The 19,028-nt window shown below is 33.4% G+C and carries 18 protein-coding genes and 1 pseudogene; 17 read left to right on the top strand and 2 right to left on the bottom strand.

The annotated features are described in order from the left end of the window. Window positions 1-56: 56 nt before the first annotated feature. From F9279_RS05180 to F9279_RS25605, 6 genes and pseudogenes are all read left to right on the top strand, one after another. Window positions 57-1,979, top strand: a complete 1,923-nt coding sequence (locus F9279_RS05180; RefSeq protein ID WP_152111729.1) for an asparagine synthase-related protein — start codon at window positions 57-59, stop codon at window positions 1,977-1,979. 15 nt (window positions 1,980-1,994) lie between these two features. Continuing rightward, entirely contained in the window at window positions 1,995-2,132 is a 138-nt protein-coding gene (locus F9279_RS05175) for a paeninodin family lasso peptide (RefSeq protein WP_152111728.1), read from the top strand. Window positions 2,133-2,237: 105 nt separating this feature from the next. Further along, window positions 2,238-3,173 (top strand): aldolase, encoded by a 936-nt coding sequence (locus F9279_RS05170; RefSeq protein WP_152111727.1) that lies wholly within the window; start codon window positions 2,238-2,240, stop codon window positions 3,171-3,173. Beyond that, a complete protein-coding gene (locus tag F9279_RS05165; RefSeq protein WP_152111890.1) occupies window positions 3,157-3,459 on the top strand; it encodes a lasso peptide biosynthesis PqqD family chaperone in 303 nt (100 codons plus the stop codon). Before F9279_RS05170 ends, F9279_RS05165 begins: the two co-directional genes overlap by 17 nt. A 19-nt stretch (window positions 3,460-3,478) precedes the next feature. Then, window positions 3,479-3,691: a helix-turn-helix domain-containing protein gene (locus F9279_RS05160; RefSeq protein WP_152111726.1), complete on the top strand. Its 213-nt coding sequence runs from the start codon at window positions 3,479-3,481 to the stop codon at window positions 3,689-3,691. A gap of 184 nt (window positions 3,692-3,875) precedes the next feature. Beyond that, window positions 3,876-4,134 (top strand): annotated as a pseudogene (locus F9279_RS25605) (IS5/IS1182 family transposase); the annotation flags it as partial. Window positions 4,135-4,364: 230 nt separating this feature from the next. Here F9279_RS25605 and F9279_RS05150 read toward each other — a convergent pair. Continuing rightward, window positions 4,365-7,010: an N-acetylmuramoyl-L-alanine amidase gene (locus F9279_RS05150; protein ID WP_193224464.1), complete on the bottom strand. Its 2,646-nt coding sequence runs from the start codon at window positions 7,008-7,010 to the stop codon at window positions 4,365-4,367. A 412-nt stretch (window positions 7,011-7,422) separates the two neighbouring features. On the opposite strand from F9279_RS05150, the gene F9279_RS25040 reads away from it, so the two are divergent. Continuing rightward, window positions 7,423-7,560 carry a hypothetical protein gene (locus tag F9279_RS25040; protein ID WP_193224463.1) on the top strand — a complete coding sequence of 46 codons (138 nt, stop codon included), beginning with the start codon at window positions 7,423-7,425 and terminating at the stop codon, window positions 7,558-7,560. Window positions 7,561-7,577: 17 nt separating this feature from the next. Here the strand turns inward: F9279_RS25040 and F9279_RS05145 are convergent, their stop codons facing one another. Then, window positions 7,578-8,366, bottom strand: coding sequence for an SGNH/GDSL hydrolase family protein (locus F9279_RS05145; RefSeq protein ID WP_152111724.1), 789 nt, complete (start codon window positions 8,364-8,366; stop codon window positions 7,578-7,580). Window positions 8,367-8,602: 236 nt separating this feature from the next. On the opposite strand from F9279_RS05145, the gene F9279_RS05140 reads away from it, so the two are divergent. The 10 genes from F9279_RS05140 to F9279_RS05095 all read left to right on the top strand — a co-directional run bounded on the left by F9279_RS05140 (window position 8,603) and on the right by F9279_RS05095 (window position 19,028). Then, the gene (locus F9279_RS05140) at window positions 8,603-9,349 is read left to right on the top strand and encodes a YveK family protein (protein ID WP_152111723.1); all 747 of its coding nucleotides are present in this window, start codon (window positions 8,603-8,605) and stop codon (window positions 9,347-9,349) included. Next, window positions 9,336-10,043: a CpsD/CapB family tyrosine-protein kinase gene (locus tag F9279_RS05135; RefSeq protein WP_152111722.1), complete on the top strand. Its 708-nt coding sequence runs from the start codon at window positions 9,336-9,338 to the stop codon at window positions 10,041-10,043. The genes F9279_RS05140 and F9279_RS05135 overlap by 14 nt, the downstream gene beginning before the upstream one ends. A 125-nt stretch (window positions 10,044-10,168) precedes the next feature. Then, window positions 10,169-10,933, top strand: coding sequence for a tyrosine-protein phosphatase (locus F9279_RS05130; RefSeq protein WP_152111721.1), 765 nt, complete (start codon window positions 10,169-10,171; stop codon window positions 10,931-10,933). A gap of 81 nt (window positions 10,934-11,014) precedes the next feature. Continuing rightward, window positions 11,015-12,841 (top strand): polysaccharide biosynthesis protein, encoded by a 1,827-nt coding sequence (locus tag F9279_RS05125; protein WP_152111720.1) that lies wholly within the window; start codon window positions 11,015-11,017, stop codon window positions 12,839-12,841. A 220-nt stretch (window positions 12,842-13,061) separates the two neighbouring features. After that, complete coding sequence (locus F9279_RS05120) at window positions 13,062-13,445, top strand: type II secretion system protein (RefSeq protein WP_152111719.1); 384 nt, start codon at window positions 13,062-13,064, stop codon at window positions 13,443-13,445. Between the two features lie 836 nt (window positions 13,446-14,281). Next, window positions 14,282-14,926 carry a sugar transferase gene (locus F9279_RS05115; RefSeq protein ID WP_152111718.1) on the top strand — a complete coding sequence of 215 codons (645 nt, stop codon included), beginning with the start codon at window positions 14,282-14,284 and terminating at the stop codon, window positions 14,924-14,926. After that, window positions 14,923-15,852, top strand: coding sequence for a glycosyltransferase family 2 protein (locus tag F9279_RS05110; RefSeq protein WP_152111717.1), 930 nt, complete (start codon window positions 14,923-14,925; stop codon window positions 15,850-15,852). The genes F9279_RS05115 and F9279_RS05110 overlap by 4 nt, the downstream gene beginning before the upstream one ends. A 5-nt stretch (window positions 15,853-15,857) precedes the next feature. Further along, the gene (locus F9279_RS05105; protein ID WP_152111716.1) at window positions 15,858-17,177 is read left to right on the top strand and encodes a nucleotide sugar dehydrogenase; all 1,320 of its coding nucleotides are present in this window, start codon (window positions 15,858-15,860) and stop codon (window positions 17,175-17,177) included. Beyond that, window positions 17,178-17,987 (top strand): hypothetical protein, encoded by an 810-nt coding sequence (locus tag F9279_RS05100; protein ID WP_152111715.1) that lies wholly within the window; start codon window positions 17,178-17,180, stop codon window positions 17,985-17,987. A 27-nt stretch (window positions 17,988-18,014) separates the two neighbouring features. Then, a complete protein-coding gene (locus tag F9279_RS05095; RefSeq protein ID WP_152111714.1) occupies window positions 18,015-19,028 on the top strand; it encodes a glycosyltransferase family 4 protein in 1,014 nt (337 codons plus the stop codon).

The following is a 19,028-nucleotide window of genomic DNA, read 5'->3' as shown; positions in this document are numbered from 1 at the left end:
TTTATTAACGTTTTCGTTCGTTATAAAGAAATGTTTGGTTGAATGGAGCGGAATATATGAGTGCGATTGCTGGTATTTATAACATAGATAATGAACATATTTCTGACGAACATATTCACTTAATGATGAGTAGATTCCAACCATTCCCTGCTGATGATATACAAGTGTTTAAAATGGAACAGATATTTATGGGGTGTCATGCTCAATGGATTACACCTGAATCAATTGGGGAAAAGCTTCCCCTTTATGATTCATTAAGGAAATTAGTCATAACTGCAGATGCCATTATAGATAATCGTTCAGAATTAATGAATAGGTTAAAAATAAATCATCATAATCAAAAAAATATAACAGATAGCCAACTCATACTCCTAGCATATGCAAAATGGGAGGAAGAAACACCAAAGCACTTAATCGGTGATTTTGTTTTTGTTATATGGGACATAAGGAAGCAGAGGCTTTTTGCTGCAAGAGATTTCTCTGGTAGCAGAACACTCTATTATCACTATCAAGATAATCGGTTAGCTTTTGCCACAACAATTGATTCGGTATTAAGTCTTCCTAATATTAATAAAGATTTAAATAAGGAATGGTTGGCAGAGTATCTAGCAATTTCTGGAGTAGTAGATGTAGCCGATGTCTCTAGTACACCATATAAAGCCATAGCACAATTACCACCAGCTCACTATTTAATAGTAGAAAAAGGATCTATGAAGAAAAGTAGATATAGTCATCTGAGTGAAGAGATTAAACCAGTAAGATACAGTAATAGCCAAGATTATGTAGATGCCTTTTTAGAGGTATATCAATCTGCTATACAAGCAAGATTAAGGACATTTAAAAAGGTTGGATCTCAATTGAGTGGAGGCTTAGATTCTGGATCGGTCGTGAGTATTGCTAGGAAAAACATGGATACTGATTTAACAACCTTTAGTTACACACCACCTAAGGATTTTCAACCATATGGACCAAAAAATCTACTATCAAATGAAACACCATATATTAAATCAACAGTAGAGTTTGTAGGAGGCATTAACGATTATTATTTAGCTTTTGAAGGTAAAGATTCTTATTCGGATATGGATACCTTTCTAGAAACCATGGAAATGCCCTATAAGTTCTTTGAGAATTCTTTTTGGATCAATGGAATCTATGAGCAAGCACAAAAACAGGATATCGGCATCTTATTAAATGGGAACAGAGGGAATCTTTCTATTTCCTGGGGGTCACCACAGGATTATTATCCACTTTTATTAAAACGACTCAATTGGATAAAGCTTTATCAAGAGGTAGCGCAATTCAGTAAAAGAATCAGCACTTCAAGAAGTAGGGTTGCAAATTTAGTGATAAAAGAGGCTTTACCAACAATAAATAAGAACAACAATCAAGGAGTATTACCACTAATCAATCCAGATTTTGCGAAGAAAATGAATGTATATGATAAATTGCATCATGTTGGGATAGGAGAAGCAGGTTGGTTTACTACAAATAATGCCTATGAGCATCGAAAAAGGCACTTTGATGATTTATTTCATTGGAATGCGACCAATACATTTTCATCCAAATTATCCTTAAAGTACGGTTTGATTAGTCGTGATCCTACAAATGATTTGCGTGTCATTCGCTACTGTTTATCTATACCAGAGGATCAGTATGTACAAAATGGCATGGATAGGGCGTTAATACGAAGAGCAATGAAAGAATTTCTCCCAGATAAAGTACGTCTAAATCAACAAGTTAGAGGAGCACAAGGAAAAGATTGGGCACATAGAATGCTTCCTAAATGGGACTTATTCGTAGAAGAATCTAGGGAAATGTTCAGCAACAAAGATATATCACCATACCTTAATAAAGCCATGCTTAAAATCGGGCTAGAAAAAGCAGAGTCAGAAGTGAGAACTGATTTTGCAGTTGATAGAGATATACGTCTGCTGATGAGAAGTGTTATCTTCTATCGTTTTATGAAAAAATTCATTTGAAGGGAGGTGATATAAATGGAAAAATTAGAATGGAAAGAACCAACATTAGAAGTTTTAGATATCAATAAAACAATGGCAAGTACCTTTAATTTTAACAGTCTAGACAATACTTATGAATCTGGTACTCCTTGGGGAGAATTAGGTTGGAGCTAATAGAAATATTGTACTTATAGATTTACAATGAAAAGCCTTCTTACACTATCTAAAGAGTAGAGGCTTTTCTTATGTCATAGAAAACCATCTAAAAAAGGAGGATCTATGCCTACTATCCAAAATATCTATTATTATGATGCTTTTGGCTCTAAAATCTATAGTGAGTTCTACCTACCGGAGCTCATCAAATATGTAGATAAACAAACAAAAACAGATATACATATCATAAAAAAAGATTTACAGGAAGAGTGGTCCTCTAAGTCTAATCCTCATAGTCATTTTGTATTCAGTCATGATTCCGTCTTATTCTGTGCACAAGGCATTGCCATCTTTTCAATAGAAAGAGGCAGTAATATATATGTCTGTCCATTAGATAACAATAAACAAGATGAGATTCGTTTGTACTTGCTTGGAACATGCATGGGAGCACTTCTTATGCAAAGAAACATTCTACCTTTACATGGCAGTGCTATTGCCATCAATGGAAAGGCATATGCTATTGTGGGAGAATGTGGTGCTGGTAAATCAACCCTAGCAAGAGCATTTATTGAAAAAGGATACAAATTAATTACTGATGATATTATTCCTTTAGTAGAAACAACAAATAAAGGTTCTGTTGTCATCCCCTCATATCCCTATCAAAAATTGTGGTTAGAAAGCTTAAATAGTTTTAAAATGGATGCAGATAATTATCAAGCAATTGCATATAGGGAAGAAAAATATAGTGTACCAATTCAAATGCAATATGAAAATAAAGCGCTTCCTTTGGTGGGTGTTATTGAGTTGAAAAAGGAAAGGTGTTCTACTATTAAATACAAAGAAGTACTAAATTTAGAAAGACTTCAAACACTTTATATGCACACCTTTCGTAATATATTTCTTCAACCATTAGGGTTATTACCTTGGCATCTATCAACTACAACGAGACTTTTAGAATCTATAAAAATTGTCCAAATCACTAGGCCAGATTCTTATTTTACTGCAAATGAGCTAGCAGAATGGATCTTACATACCTTTATTGGAGATGATTATTATGAGTAAAACAGAACTAAATATTGATTTAAACACTACAGTTTCACAGACACCTGGACATATCGTAAGTGATATGAATGGGGAAAAAGTAATGCTAAGTGTTGCAAATGGAAAATATTATAATTTAGGAGCAATTGGTGGGGATATATGGGGATATATACAAAAGCCAATTACAATCGACAGCCTAGTGAACAACCTTTTAACGAAATATGAAGTAAGTAAGTTAGATTGTCAGGAACAAGTAGAATCTTTTTTGAGAGTCCTAAAAAAAGAAGGGCTAATAAATATTGAGTGAAATAGGGAGAGGAGATTCTATGATTGGAGAAAGAATCAGATATCTACGATTACAAAAGGGCTATTCCATTTCCAGATTAGCAAAAGAATCTGGAGTATCCAAAACCTATTTAAGTAATCTAGATAGAGGAATACAAGATAATCCTTCGCTTCAAATATTAGAGAAGATAGCTAAAAAATTAGGTACTAGTGTTGATCATTTAATTAGTGAAGATTTTAATAAAAATAATTAATATATTATTACATGAATCAATTTCATAATTTAATACTTAAAGCCACAAGCCTCAGAGACACAAAAGAAGGAGTACCTCCCCAAAATGTCGAAGTTAGTAAACACCATATAAACTAATAAAGACTGCAGGAAGACTCCTATTGACTATTATACGAAATAGAAACCTATGTGACCTACTAGAATAATATAATTTAGAACCTACCTAACGTTTGAAGTTGTTTTTTCTACCATTGATATGGAACAAATCTTCGCTGTGGTAACGAAGAAATCGCGTTTTGGAAGGCCTATTGAGCTAAACGATGTAGCGTTAATTTACTCTTTATCGCTAGAATGACAGAGAGAACTCCTTTTATTAAGGATTTAGTGAAACGGTTAAGGCATGACATAATCTTCCGTCTCGACTGTGGATTTTTAGTTTCAGACTCTATCCCTCAGAGATATTCCTCTGAATGAACTTCGAGCTGAATTCCTCAAAATCCTCAATAGAATCACGAAAAAAGCGAAGGAAAAATGACTTATGGTATGGCTACAAAGTTCATTTAGCTGTAGCGACAAAGAGACAATATCTTTCAAACTCTTCCATCCGCCGCTTATAATCCGATTCTTCTTCCAAGTTGGAAGAAAAATATAAAAAATATCCCGTGGAGGTTTAAATCTCCACGGGATATTTTTGCTTAGTGCATTGTTAAATACTCTGTAATTCCATCCGCAATAGCTTTTGCTAATTTATCTTGATAACTACTTGTTACTAATTTAGCAAGTTCTGATGAATTGCTCACAAAACCTAATTCTAATAATACTGCAGGAACAGCGGTTTCTCTAAGAACTTTAAATGTTTCTCCATCAACGCCACGGTTTACTGCTCCAGTGTAACTAATCATTTTATTTTGAATTAAATTAGCTAATTGTGTACTTTTTAGAATTCGTTCTGGATTATTATGCATACCACTATTAATTTCAGAAGGGTACGCTGGATCGTATTTATAAAAATAAGTCTCAATACCCGATGCAGTTTTGGAAGTGCTAGAATTATGATGAATGCTAACAAAAAGATCTGGATTAATAGCATTTGCTTGCTTAGGACGATCAATTAATTCTACAAATGTATCAGTTGTTCGAGCCATATAAACAGTATAGCCACGATCAGTTAATATTCTCTCTACTTTCTTTGCAACAGCTAAATTTAAACCAGCTTCTGTGAAACCATTAGCCATTGCACCAGGATCTTTACCACCATGTCCTGGATCTAAAAAGATAGTGTTTGGTTGTTTAAAAGCAGTTGAAGCACTAACAGATGACCCTTTACCTTTTTCAACCAATTTAACTTCAATAGCTTCTAAACGTTTCGACATGGCTTCTGTTCCAGCTTTCATGCCATTCTTTGCCCAACCAAGCCAGCCGTAGTCTTGGGCATGAACGCGGTAATAAACATCATACTTCTCTGCAATTTCTCCAGTTAAGCTGATTTGAATTCCTTCAATACGTTTACTTTGTCCTGCTGTTCCAGATACTTGTCCATTAGATGAATTATTAACCCAACCAATTCCCTCGATATGTGTAGAATACATAATGTTTCCACTAAAAGGGTTGTTCTCTATCTTCATTTGAATGGCTTCTAATCTTAAGGCTTGTGCAGAAGTACCACTTGCAGCACCGTCTTTAACAATACCTTGCCATCCAATATTTTCAATATGAGTAGAGTAGGAAACAGATGGAACAGATATAAACGCTCTATCAGTCGTACCAGGAGCAGCAGCACCTTTTTTCACTAACTGAATTTCTACTGCTTCAAGGCGTTTAGAAAGAGCTTCTGTACCAGCAGATGCCCCGTTTTTCGCCCAACCAAGCCAGCCATAGTCTTGTGCGTGAACACGATAATAGACATCATACTCATTAGCCATCTGTCCAGTTAAATTAACACGAATTGCTTCCATTCGTTTGTTTTCCCCAGATTTGCCAGATACTTGTCCATTAAAGACAGTATTTAACCATCCATAAGATTCTATATGAGTGGAATAGACGATGTTTCCATCAACCGGCTGATTTTTTAGACTAATTTTAATTCCTTCAAGTCGTTTTGCTTGTCCAATAGTACCGCTTCCTTCGCCATCTGAAACATTAGGTTGCCATCCAATTGATTGAACATTAGTAGAATAATCAACAGAAGGATTAGTGATAAAGGCATTCGACGTTGTACCTGGTGCAGCAACACCCTTCTTCACTAATTTAATTTCAATTGCTTCTATACGTTTAGACAAACTCTCTGTACCAGAAGATTCGCCATTCTTCGCCCAACCAAGCCAGCCGTAATCTTGAACATGAACATGATAATAGATGTCATAGTGATCAGCCATTTGACCAGTTAAACTGATTTGGATAGCTTCCATCCGCTTACTCTCACCAGCTGTGCCACCAAGTTCTCCATCCATTACACTTGTCATCCATCCAAAGTCTTGTACATGTGTTTTATAGGAAACACTGCCACTATATGGAGAATTTTCTATAAAAATGCTTATGGATTCCATCCTTTTGGACTGTCCACTTATTCCAGATACCGCTCCATCTGCAACAGGAAGTTGCCAACCGAAGTCTTGCATATGACTCGCATATTTAATGGAAGGCGTTAAAGTTACACTTTGAGTAGAAAAAGTTCTTGCTTGTGCATTAGTAGAAGCACTAGGATCTTCTACTATACTAGTAGTATTTTCCTCATTTACAGGAATGTCTTCTGTTTCTTGAATATCCTCTTCAGAAGCAGGATATTCTGTCGTAGAACTCAGTGCCTCATAATCTTCTTTGGTAATTTCCATTTTTTCTTGATCTGCACCTGTCTTATAGTAGGTGTAACCTAGATTATCATGGACAGTACCATATGCATCTACTTTTCTTGTCTCTTCCATAGAAGTACCGTTCTCATTTTCTGCTACAACCAGAACTTGATTTGTAATAGATTCAGGCTCGATAACTTCCAATTTATATATAGGAGATATAACAATTCGATAGTAGACGGTCTCTTCTTCAGAAAGAGAAAACTTCTGCAATTCGTCACTCAATTCAATGGAGAAAACCTCATGATCACCTGAAGAATCGGTTATATATGCTTGAACAGAGTTCTGATACTCATCTGTCCAGCCAACTAAGTGTAAAATAACTTCTTCATTAAGATTAAAACTCTGTTCTTCTCCATTATAATGAACCAAGTAATAATTAGAAACCGGACTTAATTCTGTCTTCTCCATTGCATAACTAATACTTAAGTTAGAAGGAAATACCAAACTAAAAAATAATACAGCAACCAATAAAAATACTTTCTTCCTCATCACCAAAAACCCTTCTTTAGTAGTTTCTATACAGTAAACGTATAACATTAATATTCTAGCATATTCTAAAGATGGAAGTAGTACTATTTTTCTACTATTTTTTGGTATATTAAATTTTTCTATGATTTTAATAGGTACAAAGTATTTATTATTGAGTAATATCTACTATATTAAAGGTTTTAGGCTCTTAAGCTCTTTCATTCATCGTCACCTCATTATCTCATTCTTCCTCAAGCCTAGATCTAAATATATTCAAATTCATAACATAAGCTAATATAAAGATAATTCCCCCGATACTAGATTCATTAATATTTTCCTTCCATCCATATTGATTTCTTTATGATTTGCTGAAGGCAATAATTTCTCATCAAGACCATAAGCATGTGCTGAATGTTTAAGGAAATGAAATTTAATGATTAGAGATAAAAAGAAAGAGAACGTAAAAGCTATTAAACTTTACCAAAATGTAACACAAATATTATTTACGGCTTATAACGAACATGTTAAGAAAAACTTCGTGCTTTATAATGAACGATTACAAAAAAAGTAAAACGAGAATAACTCGCTTTACTTTGAAATAAGTTGGCTAATTAAATACTTGCTCCAAACCTCGTACCCTTTTTCATTAGGAAATGATACACCATCTTTTGATTCTATGTATTCAAGAACTGCTTCATCCTTAGCATTCGGCCAAGATTCCCAGTGATTCCAATACGTAATACCTTGTTCCTCGGCATATGCTTGTAGTTCTTGTACTTGCTTAGGGTAAAGACTGGCATTATAAATTTGTTGTGCTGGCTGAAGGATAAATGTCACATCTGGTAAAGCTTCTTCTGTTTCGGTTATAACACTACTGATATTGTTCAAAGTAGTAGAAATATCGACTACACTATTATCTTTTAATAAAAATGGCTCAAAGATAACCATATCTGGTTTCTTACTAGCTAAAGCTTCATATGCTTGATTATCTACATAATCACTAGAAGTACCATCATAATTAATGCTTTCTATTGTTACATATTTATCATATTTTGCTGCTAATGCTTCCTTCAGTGGAGTGATTAGGCCCAAATCTTGATTTCCAATGGAATTAGATCCAAGTAGTACAATATGAAATGCTTTCTTTTCAGAGAGTTTTGTTTCAAGTACTTTTTGTGCACTTTCAGGCCATGAACTAGCAAAACTTGTATAGTAATCCTGACTAAAGTATCCGTCCGTTTTTTCTTCGGTTGCACTAGATGAAGAATTAGTCTCTTTAGAGCGTGGACTGTCTGTTTGTAAATTCCAGTTGATATTCCCGATGATTAAAATCACTACGAGAATAATAGAAAGTGTAGATATAATTGCTGCTTTCATTGTAACCTCCTAAATAAGTATAATAGTAACACATTTGTCTACAGGTAATTTTGAAAAGCATAGGAAAGTTATCCCTATTCAAAAAAACAACTATTAATCATGTAAATTAATTGGTATATTAATTTAAGTAAATCCCTAATTTACAAATCTATTAAAATTATGACAAGAAATGCCATAATTCGCAATGTTTTATGATATAATATTTTTTGGTTTTTATTTTCTTATAGGAGGAAGTCATGGAAGAAACTATTAGTTTAAAAGAATTATTTGAGACATTAAAGAAAAGAATTGCCTTAATTATTTCCATTACTCTAGTCGCAATGATTATTAGTGGGGTAGTTAGTTACTTCGTAATCACACCAGAATATAAATCTTCAACACAAATTCTTGTTAACCAACAAAAGGATGAGTCATCTACCTTTTATAATGCAGGAGAAGTTCAAACAAACATTCAATTGATTAGTACTTATAGTGTAATCCTTAAAAGTGCAGCCATTTTAAATATTGTTAAAGAAGAGTTAGATTTAGACATGTCTGTTGCAGCATTAAATGGTAAGATAGCTGTTGAAAGTGCACAAAACTCACAGGTTATGACTCTATCAGTCACTGATTCAGATCCGGCTTTAGCTTTAAAGATTGCTAATAAAACGGCAGAAGTATTCGAAAAAGAAATTAAGAATATTATGACAATTGACAACGTTAAAGTATTACCGTTAGCAGAAGATCAAGAAAATCAATCGCCAATAAGTCCAAATCCGCCACTTAATATTGCGATTGCAGCTGTAGTAGGGCTAATGATTGGTATCGGTTTAGCTTTCCTATTAGAGTATTTAGACAACACGGTGAAAACAGAGCAAGATATTGAAAGATTATTAGATTTACCTGTACTAGGTTCTATCACCACTATTGATGAAAGTCAAGAAGCAAAGTTAAGAGGAAATACTACTGTTAGAGGAAGGGGTGCTTCACTTGGCGCTAAATAAGAAAGCAAAAAAGGGTGGACTATCCCTTAATCGAAGAAAGTTAGTTACAAAGTATGATCCCAAGTCCCCTATATCAGAGCAATATAGAACGATTCGTACAAACATTCTATATTCAAGTGTAGATGAAGAAATCCGCTCTATATTGGTAACTTCTGCAGGACCGGGAGAAGGGAAATCAACAACTGCAGCTAACCTTGCAATCGTTTTTGCTCAACAAGGGAAAACAGTGCTTCTAGTAGACGCAGATTTACGTAAGCCAACTGTACATTATACTTTTAATTTAAATAATACAAGTGGATTAACATCTATTCTTACAAATCAAATGGGCTTAATGGAAGCAATACATCAAAATGATGAAGCAAATTTATATGTTTTACCAAGTGGGCCAATTCCACCAAATCCATCTGAATTATTAGGTTCACGTGCTATGAATCATTTCCTTGAAGCTGCGTTAGAGGAATTCGATATTGTATTATTTGATACACCACCAGTACTAGCTGTTACAGATTCTCAGGTACTAGCAAATCTTTGCCAAGGTAGTATTTTAGTAGTTAGTAGTGGAACAACTGACAAAGAAGCAGTAGTAAAAACGAAGGAACATTTAACAGCCACTACAGGTAAATTACTTGGAGTTGTTTTAAACAATAAGAAAGTAGATAAAAAAGGAAACTATTATTACTATGGAACAAATTAACAACCTATTAGACTATATTCGACAAACTTCGCTATTTACGGTTTGATGTAGCAATGATAATATGTTTTATTGTTATAGGAAAATAGTATTAGATAATGGAAGTATTTAAGAAAGAGGTGTAGTAAATGATTGATATTCATTGTCATATATTGCCTGGTGTGGACGATGGTCCGGCAACAATAGAGGATAGTATTGAAATGGCTAAAGTTGCTGTACAGGAAGGGATTGAAACGATTATTGCTACACCTCATCATAAAAATAACAAATACCATAATCCTAGATCTATTATTATAGATGGTGTAAATAATCTAAATCTTGTTTTAAAACAAGAGGAAATTCCACTAACTATACTACCAGGACAAGAAGTTCATATATATGGTGAACTATTAGAAGATTATCAAAAACAAGAAATTCTAACACTGGTTCAAGGTAATTATCTTTTTATTGAATTTCCATCATCAACTGTTCCTAGATTCGCAGAAAGACTTTTTTATGATATCCAAACAGAAGGATTAGTTCCAATTATAGTCCATCCAGAAAGAAATAAAACTTTACAAGAAAATCCGAAACTTCTATATGAATTTGTGAAAAATGGTGTTTTGAGTCAAGTAACAGCGGCAAGTCTTACTGGATACTTTGGGAAAAATATTAAAAAATTCTCTGAGCAATTAGTAGAGGCTAACTTAACTCACTTTATTGCATCTGATGCACATAATACGAACAATCGATCTTTCAAAATGAAGGAAGCATATGAGTTACTAGAAGCTTCATATGGTATTGATTATGTATACCTATTCAGAGAAAATGCAGAACTACTATTAGCTAGTGAAAATGTTATTAGAGAGATTCCCGAAATGATAAAGAAAAAGAAATTTTTAGGGATATTTTAAAAAGCGTGAATATTACCTCGTAGTATCCGAATTACGTATAAATATTTATCGGAATGAGATTTTATAAAGGAGGGGACCACATTGACATACAAAAAAAGAATCGCTTTATTTTGGGGAATTGATTCCATATTTGTTCTTACTGCTATCTATATCAGCTATTATACACTTCATCCTAACGTACAAATTTTCTCTTATCCTTCCCTATTAGTAAGTTCTATTACTCTACTTATTTCTCATCATTTGTTTTCTACGGTTTACAAGCTCTACCAAAAGTCTTGGCGATTTGCGAGTGTTGGAGAATTAATTAGCATTGCGAAGATTGTAACTTTAACTATTATTATTGTAGCTATTGTACAGCAAGTAGTGCTAGGAGACATTATTGTGAGAGCTTTAATGATTACCTGGATGCTACATATTATTTTAATTGGTGGATCTAGATTTTCTTACCGCGTATTGCGAAATCTTAGATATAGACCAGATACATCTAGAAAAAGAACACTTATCGTTGGGGCTGGATCAGCAGGAACAATGGTTACACGTCAATTGTTACAAAATGCGGAAGCAGAATTAATTCCAGTTGCGTTTATAGATGACGATATCCGCAAGCATCATCTAGATATTCTTGGTATTTCGGTACTTGGCGGAATAAGTGAACTTGGAAAAATTGTGGAAGAGAAGAATATTGAAAATATCTTAATCGCTGTTCCTTCATTATCAAAAAAAGAATTACAACCTATCATTAATGAATGTAATAAAACAACTGCAAAGATACAAATAATGCCTATGTTAGAAGATATTATGGTAGGTAAAGTAGCTGTTAGTGAATTCAGAGATGTATCTGTAGAAGATTTATTAGGTAGAGAACCTGTTGAGTTGGATATTAGTAGTATTTCCAAAACTATTACAGGAAAAGTAGTTCTTGTTACGGGTGCTGGTGGTTCTATAGGTTCTGAGATTTGTAGACAAATTAGTAACTTTAGTCCAAAGACACTCTTATTATTAGGTCATGGCGAAAATAGTATTTATACGATTGATATGGAATTGAGAAATAATAAAGAAAATAATTTTGAAATTATACCTGTTATCGCAGATGTACAAGATCGTGAACGTATATTTGAAGTAATGGATAAGTTTAAGCCTGATGTGGTATATCATGCAGCAGCGCATAAACATGTCCCGTTAATGGAATATAATCCTAAAGAAGCGATTAAGAATAATATTATTGGAACAAAAAATGTTGCGGAAGGTGCAGATGTTTTTGGAGTAAATACATTCGTACTTGTTTCTTCTGATAAAGCAGTGAATCCAACTAATATTATGGGGGCAACAAAACGATTTGCAGAGATAGTGATTCAAAATCTATCCAAGTGCAGTAATACTAAATTTGTCGCAGTGCGCTTTGGGAATGTATTAGGTAGCCGTGGTAGTGTTATTCCATTATTTAAGAAGCAAATCCTAGCTGGTGGTCCAGTAACAGTTACACATCCAGATATGACTCGTTACTTTATGACCATTCCGGAAGCTTCTCGTTTAGTGATTCAAGCGGGAACTCTTGCAAGAGGTGGAGAGATATTTGTATTGGATATGGGTGAACCTGTTAAGATTGTGGATTTGGCCAAGAACTTAATTATGTTATCTGGTTATACCATTGATGAAATAGGAATCAATTTCAGTGGAATTCGACCTGGTGAAAAGATGTATGAAGAGTTGTTGAATGAAAATGAGATGCATAAGGAGCAGGTATTTCCGAAGATTCATATTGGGAAAGCTGTTTTGTTGGATATGAAAATTGTCTTGGATTTGATTGGTGAATTTGAGGATATGGAATTGGCTGAGTTGAAGAGTTATTTATTGGGTTATGCGAATAAGAAGTATGTAGAGAGTTTGGTTGAGGAAGCTTTGGTGTAGGTAAGAATGATGAGTTCCACCAAGATTATTTATTTAAAAATTAATAAGTAATCCAATTTGTTTTAAGTAATTTAATATGTTAGTTAGGTTGCTATATTTAGGTGATGTCTTCTTACCTTTATCAAGGAAGGCACTCGGCTATGCTGTGGGTGAATTTGCCTTAGACACTTGGTTGTCAGGGGTGTGGTGTGAGGTGGGGTTGGATGCCCTATAGTTTATTATGTTTAAACTTATTATACTTTGGAGAAGGATTGTGCTGAATAAGAAGGGATTTTCTTTAATAGAAGTTTTAGCGGTTCTTGTTGTTATGTCCATAATGTCAACTGTGGCAGTACCAGTGATAACAAATATAGTCAAAAATGCGAAGACGGATGTTTGTCATTCTAATTCATTTGAGTTAGAAAGGAAGTATAACGAGTATTTAAATATACAAGGGACCTTTCATACAGAAGTTAGATTTTTGGAATATAAAGAGCAGTTTTTTGACGAGATATGCCCTTCAGGAGGAGAAATAACGTTTCGTGATGGGAGAGTTATTTGTTCTGTTCATGGGGAAGAGGATTATAGTGATGAAGTGGAGGAGAATGGGGTTCCCTTTCTTTAGGGTTAGTTTGTTTCAATAAGGAGAGCTGAACAGAATTGTTGTCTGATATGTGTACATGAGTATCAGCCTTTTGGGAGGTGTGATTGAATGGCAATTCGAAATGAAAATGGTTAGTAGATGACTATGATAAAGTGTGTGTGTTGTAGGAATGGTATGAAAACATACAATATATAGATTGTATCTATTGGGCATAATAGTCTTGGGGTAATATGAGTTAGATAAAATGTCTATTTAGGAAATTCAGGGAGATAAAAACGTTGATTTGGTGGGCTTTTTTAGTAAGAATATTCCAGCAATTGATTGGATATATATTAGGAAGTCAGTATCGTAGTTAGATAAACACAATATGTAATATTAAAAGGACAAAAAATCGCATGGATAATACAATATATGGATTTTATCTATAGCGCATACTCCTTTTTGGTCAATCTAAAAAGATAAAAAGGTCGGTTTTCCTAAAATGTGGAAATGATGATTTTGAAAACGTTGATTTGGCGGGATTTTTGACTACCTAAAATATGGAAAAATATTGAATGGAGTTAAGGAACTGAGTATCGTTCTTAGATTGAACGATGGAAACCTTGCGGGATAAGGGTTTGGGGCACTTTTAGCGAGAATTATAGATTGATTGAATGGTATATATAATAGGAAGAAACTCGGTTTAGAGTGGTATTTACGAGAATATCTATTTAGTATTTGATTGGTAGATTGAATAGATATTACGAGGTGGCTATCAGTAGTAGATAACAATTTTAGTGGTTTAGTAGTTAGTTAGAGGTAGACCTTCTAATTAAGTCCTAATCTACTAAAGAACAAATATTAAGGAGTGTAGCTGGATGTATATGAAGGTTAAAAGATTGATAGATATAATTCTTTCGTTAATTGGACTTATAGTATTATCACCGATTTATTTAATTCTAATTATTGCTATTAAGATTGATTCAAGAGGTCCGGTACTGTTTAAGCAAAAGCGTGTTGGTATCAATAAGACACATTTCAATATATTGAAGTTCCGAACTATGAGAATAGATACTCCTAAGGACACCCCTACTCACTTATTAAGTAATCCAGAACAGTATATTACAAAGATGGGTAAATTCCTGAGAAAGACCTCACTTGATGAGCTTCCACAGATTTGGAATATTTTTGTGGGGCAGATGAGTATCATTGGGCCAAGACCAGCACTATGGAATCAGTATGATCTGATCGCAGAACGTGATAAGTATGGAGCTAATGATGTACCTCCTGGTTTAACTGGTTGGGCGCAAATTAATGGTAGAGATGAACTTCCCATTGAGGTTAAGGCTAATTTGGATGGGGAGTATGTTGAGAAGATTAGTTTTGGGATGGATATTAAGTGTTTCTTTGGAACAATTACTAGTGTCCTTAGGAGTGACGGGGTTGTTGAAGGTGGTACTGGAACAACAGTAAGTAAGGTAAGGAAAGAAGTTGCTAGTAGTAGGGAGATAAAGACGAAATGAATGTATTAAACAAAAGAGTTAGTGTAATTATTCCAACATATAAGCGTGAGGTTAAATATATTTTAAGAGCTATTAATTCAATTAAACTACAAACTCACAAAAACACAGAAGTAGTTATAGTAGATGATAATCCACCAGATTCGGAATATAGAAAACATGTTATGCAGTTTATGCAACAGTTCAAAGATGACGATAATGTTATTTATTTAATGAACCCTAAGAATATTGGAGGATCTTTAGCCAGGAATAAGGGGATAAATGCAGCTACTGGAGAGTATATTACTTTTTTAGATGATGATGATGAATATTTACCAAAAAAAGTCGCAAAACAATTAGAGTTTATGGTAGAGAAAGATTGCGATATGTCATTTACAAATTTAAAGTTGGTTAACGAAAACAAAGTGGTTGTTGATTATAGACAATATAATAGTTTGAAAAATTTCGATAACAGAAATCTACTAAAGTATCATTTGATGAGGCACCTTACTGGGACACCCACTTTTATGTATAAGGCAGAGAAACTAAAAGAGATAGGTGGATTTGAAGATGCTAGGATGGGCCAGGAGTTTTATTTAATGCTTAAATCTATAGAAAATAATTTAAAAATCTGCTATTTAAATGATTGCGATGTATTAGCTTATAGACACAATAATGGTGGGATTTCTCAGGGTAGAAATAAAATAGATGGAGAAAACACTTTATATGAGTTTAAAAAGGGTTATTTTCACATGTTAACTAGGCGAGAAAAGATGTTTATTCGTTTTCGGCACTATGCGGTTATGGTAATTGCTTATAAGCGAAATAAAAATTATTTTCACGCACTAATGAGTGGTATAAAAATGGTTTTAGTGTCACCAGTTGATTTTCTAAGTGAAGTAGGAAAGTTCTTTGTTAATATATTTAAAAATCGGAGATTGGAGAATTAAAGTCGATGAGTCTATATGAAAAAATTGTTGATAAAAAAGAGAAAATTGCCGTTATTGGTTTAGGTTATGTAGGTATGCCATTAGCAGTTGCTTTCTCAAAAAAAGTTGATGTTATTGGTTTTGATTTAAATAGGGAGAAAATTGAACTATATAAGTCTGGTATTGATCCTACAAATGAGGTAGGTGATGCGGTAATCAAACAAACTAGTGTTGAATTCACATCAGAGGATAAACAACTTAAGGAAGCAAAGTTTTTTGTTGTTGCTGTTCCAACTCCAATTAATTCAGACAAAACACCAGATCTCACCCCAGTTGTAGGAGCTAGTACTATTGTTGGTCGTAATCTTTCAAAGGGTTCGATAGTAGTTTATGAATCTACAGTTTATCCAGGAGTTACAGAAGATGTTTGTATCCCTATACTTGAAAAGGAATCTGGGCTAAAATGTGGGGAAGATTTTAAAGTCGGATATTCTCCAGAGCGTATCAACCCGGGGGATAAGATAAACACGCTTGAAAAGATTATAAAAATAGTTTCAGGTATAGATAAAGAGAGTTTGGAAGAAATCAGTAAAATTTATGAATTGGTAATTGAAGCGGGTGTGCATAAGGCAAGTTCAATTAAAGTTGCAGAGGCTGCTAAAGTTGTAGAAAACAGCCAACGTGATATTAACATTGCATTTATGAATGAACTGGCTATGGTTTTCGATCGAATGGGTATTGATACAAAAGAAGTTGTTGAAGCCATGAATACAAAGTGGAACGCACTAAAGTTTTACCCTGGTCTAGTTGGGGGGCACTGTATTGGTGTCGATCCATACTATTTCTTATATGAAGCAGAGAAACTTGGATACCATTCACAGATTATTTTATCGGGTAGAAAGATAAATGATGGGATGGGAGAATTTGTTGCTGACGCGACTATTAAGAAATTGATTCTTGCTAACAAGGTGGTTAAGCAGGCAAAGGTTGTCATCTTAGGTATAACTTTTAAGGAGAATTGTCCTGATATACGTAATTCTAAAGTATACGATATTATTAAACGTCTAAATGAGTATGAAATTAATCCAATTGTAGTCGATCCATATGCAGATGCTATTGATGCGAAAAGAGAGTATGGGGTAGATGTAGTTCCATTGGATATGATCAATGATGCGGATTGTCTTATATTTGCTGTTGGACATGATGAGTTTAAAAATATGACTTTGGAGCAAATTGATAGGTATTTTGGTGAGTTTTCAAATAGCAATAAAGTAATAATAGATGTTAAGAGTATTATAGATAAAAATGAGATTGAGAAAAATGGGTATAGTTATTGGAGATTGTAAATGGAAAAATATAAATATATATTTATAGTTCTTGTATATAGAAATGCAGAGGATTTAGATGATTTTGTTGAAAGTGTAAAAAAGAATGTTAATGGTAGCTATAGAATAGTTATCGTAAATAGTTACTTTGATGAAGATAGTAAAAATGAGATTGAAGAAACAGCTGAAAGAAATGATTGTGATTTTTTAAATGTAGACAATAAAGGCTATGGTTACGGCAACAATCGTGGGATTGAATTTGCTAATAATAATTATTCATATGATTATCTTATTATTTCAAACCCGGACATAGTAATTCAAAAATTTGATTGTAATGTGTTAGATAAGAAAGGTCTTTCAGTTGTAGGCCCTCTAATTTTAACTAAGACTAACAAGAGTCAAAATCCATATTGGTTCATTGAAAATTATTTGGCTGAGTATCTAATATATAAAGGATATAAGAAGAGAAATAAACTTATGATATATTCAGGGATCATAATAAATAAGTTTATCAGAGAGTCCTTACTTTTGCTTTTTAAAGTAAGTAAGCATAAATATAAGAAGGTATTCGCTTTACATGGGAGTTTTGTGATATTTACTAAGGAATCCTTATTGAAATTGGGATTACCCTATAATGAAAAGATGTTTCTATTTGCAGAAGAACAATTCTTAGCCCATATTCTAAAAAGAGAACAAATCCCATCACATATAGTAAAGGATATTAAAGTTTTGCATAAAGAGGATGGGAGTATGAGTCTATCCAAAATTAGTGTAAAAGAAGAGGCAAGAAAGTCAGTCGTAACATATTACGAAGAATTGTTATTGAAGTAATACTAATTATAGAGTGAGGATAATTGTATGAAACTTTTTATGGTTGGTGACTTTTTTTCGGATACTGGTCCGGGAGTTGCTAATATCCAGTTGAAAAAGGGTTGGAAGAATAATAAGAATGTTTACTTTTCAGAAAGAGTTAATAGGTTTTCTAGAATTATTGAAATGGTAAAAGGGATTTATGGGTGTGACGCTGTTTGTTTTTGCAGTCCTTCAAAGGCAAATCTACTTGGTATAAAATTGGCAAATATCTTCAATAAAAAAAAGTTTTATTATATGCATGGATATTTAACTGTAGAAAGAAAACTTGCGAATCCCTCATTAACAGAAAGTGATATAAAAAAAGTTAATGATTTTGAAAAGAAAATGTTTGCTGGTGTAAACAAAGTGTTTTGTGTGTCAAAAACTTTTTCAGAATATATGAAGTCGACAGAAAAAACTTATGCACATAAGTTTGATTACAACTTTAATGGTTTAGACGTTAGACATTTGGAAACAGTTTGCAACAGTAGTAGTAATAGACAAATAAATCAGATCATTTCAATTGGTGGAGGAATGAGAAGGAAAAATAATAGAATTGTGTGTAAGGCTATAGATAAATTAAATAAAGAATATGGAGCAAACTTAAAGTTTGTTGTTATCGGTCTACCCTATTCAGATAAGGAAGAAATCTGTCAGTATGATTTTGTTGAATATTATGATCATCTACCACACGAAAAAACATTGGAACTATTAAGTGAAAGTCAGATCTACATTCAAAATAGTAGTTTTGAAACATTTGGACTTGGTGTCATTGAAGCACTTCTATGTGGGTGTGACTTACTTATCTCAAAGGCAGTTGGTGTAATTGATATAATAGACACTTTAGATTCTACTGATGTGATTTATAATACTCAAGAAGTAGAGGAAATTGCAAATAAAATTTTAAATGTATTAAAAAATACAAATAATAGAAGGTTAAATGAAGGATTACGGAAAGACCTTATTAATCACGAATCTGCAGCAGAATCATTATATGAAAAAATAAAAGGTCACATTTAA

Origin of the sequence: Bacillus sp. B1-b2, from assembly GCF_009183415.1 — a bacterium.
In the GTDB taxonomy this organism is placed as follows: Bacteria; Bacillota; Bacilli; order Bacillales; family Cytobacillaceae; genus Niallia.
The sequence above is the reverse complement of the archived record's forward strand: the minus strand, read 5'-3'. Positions and strand labels throughout refer to the sequence as shown.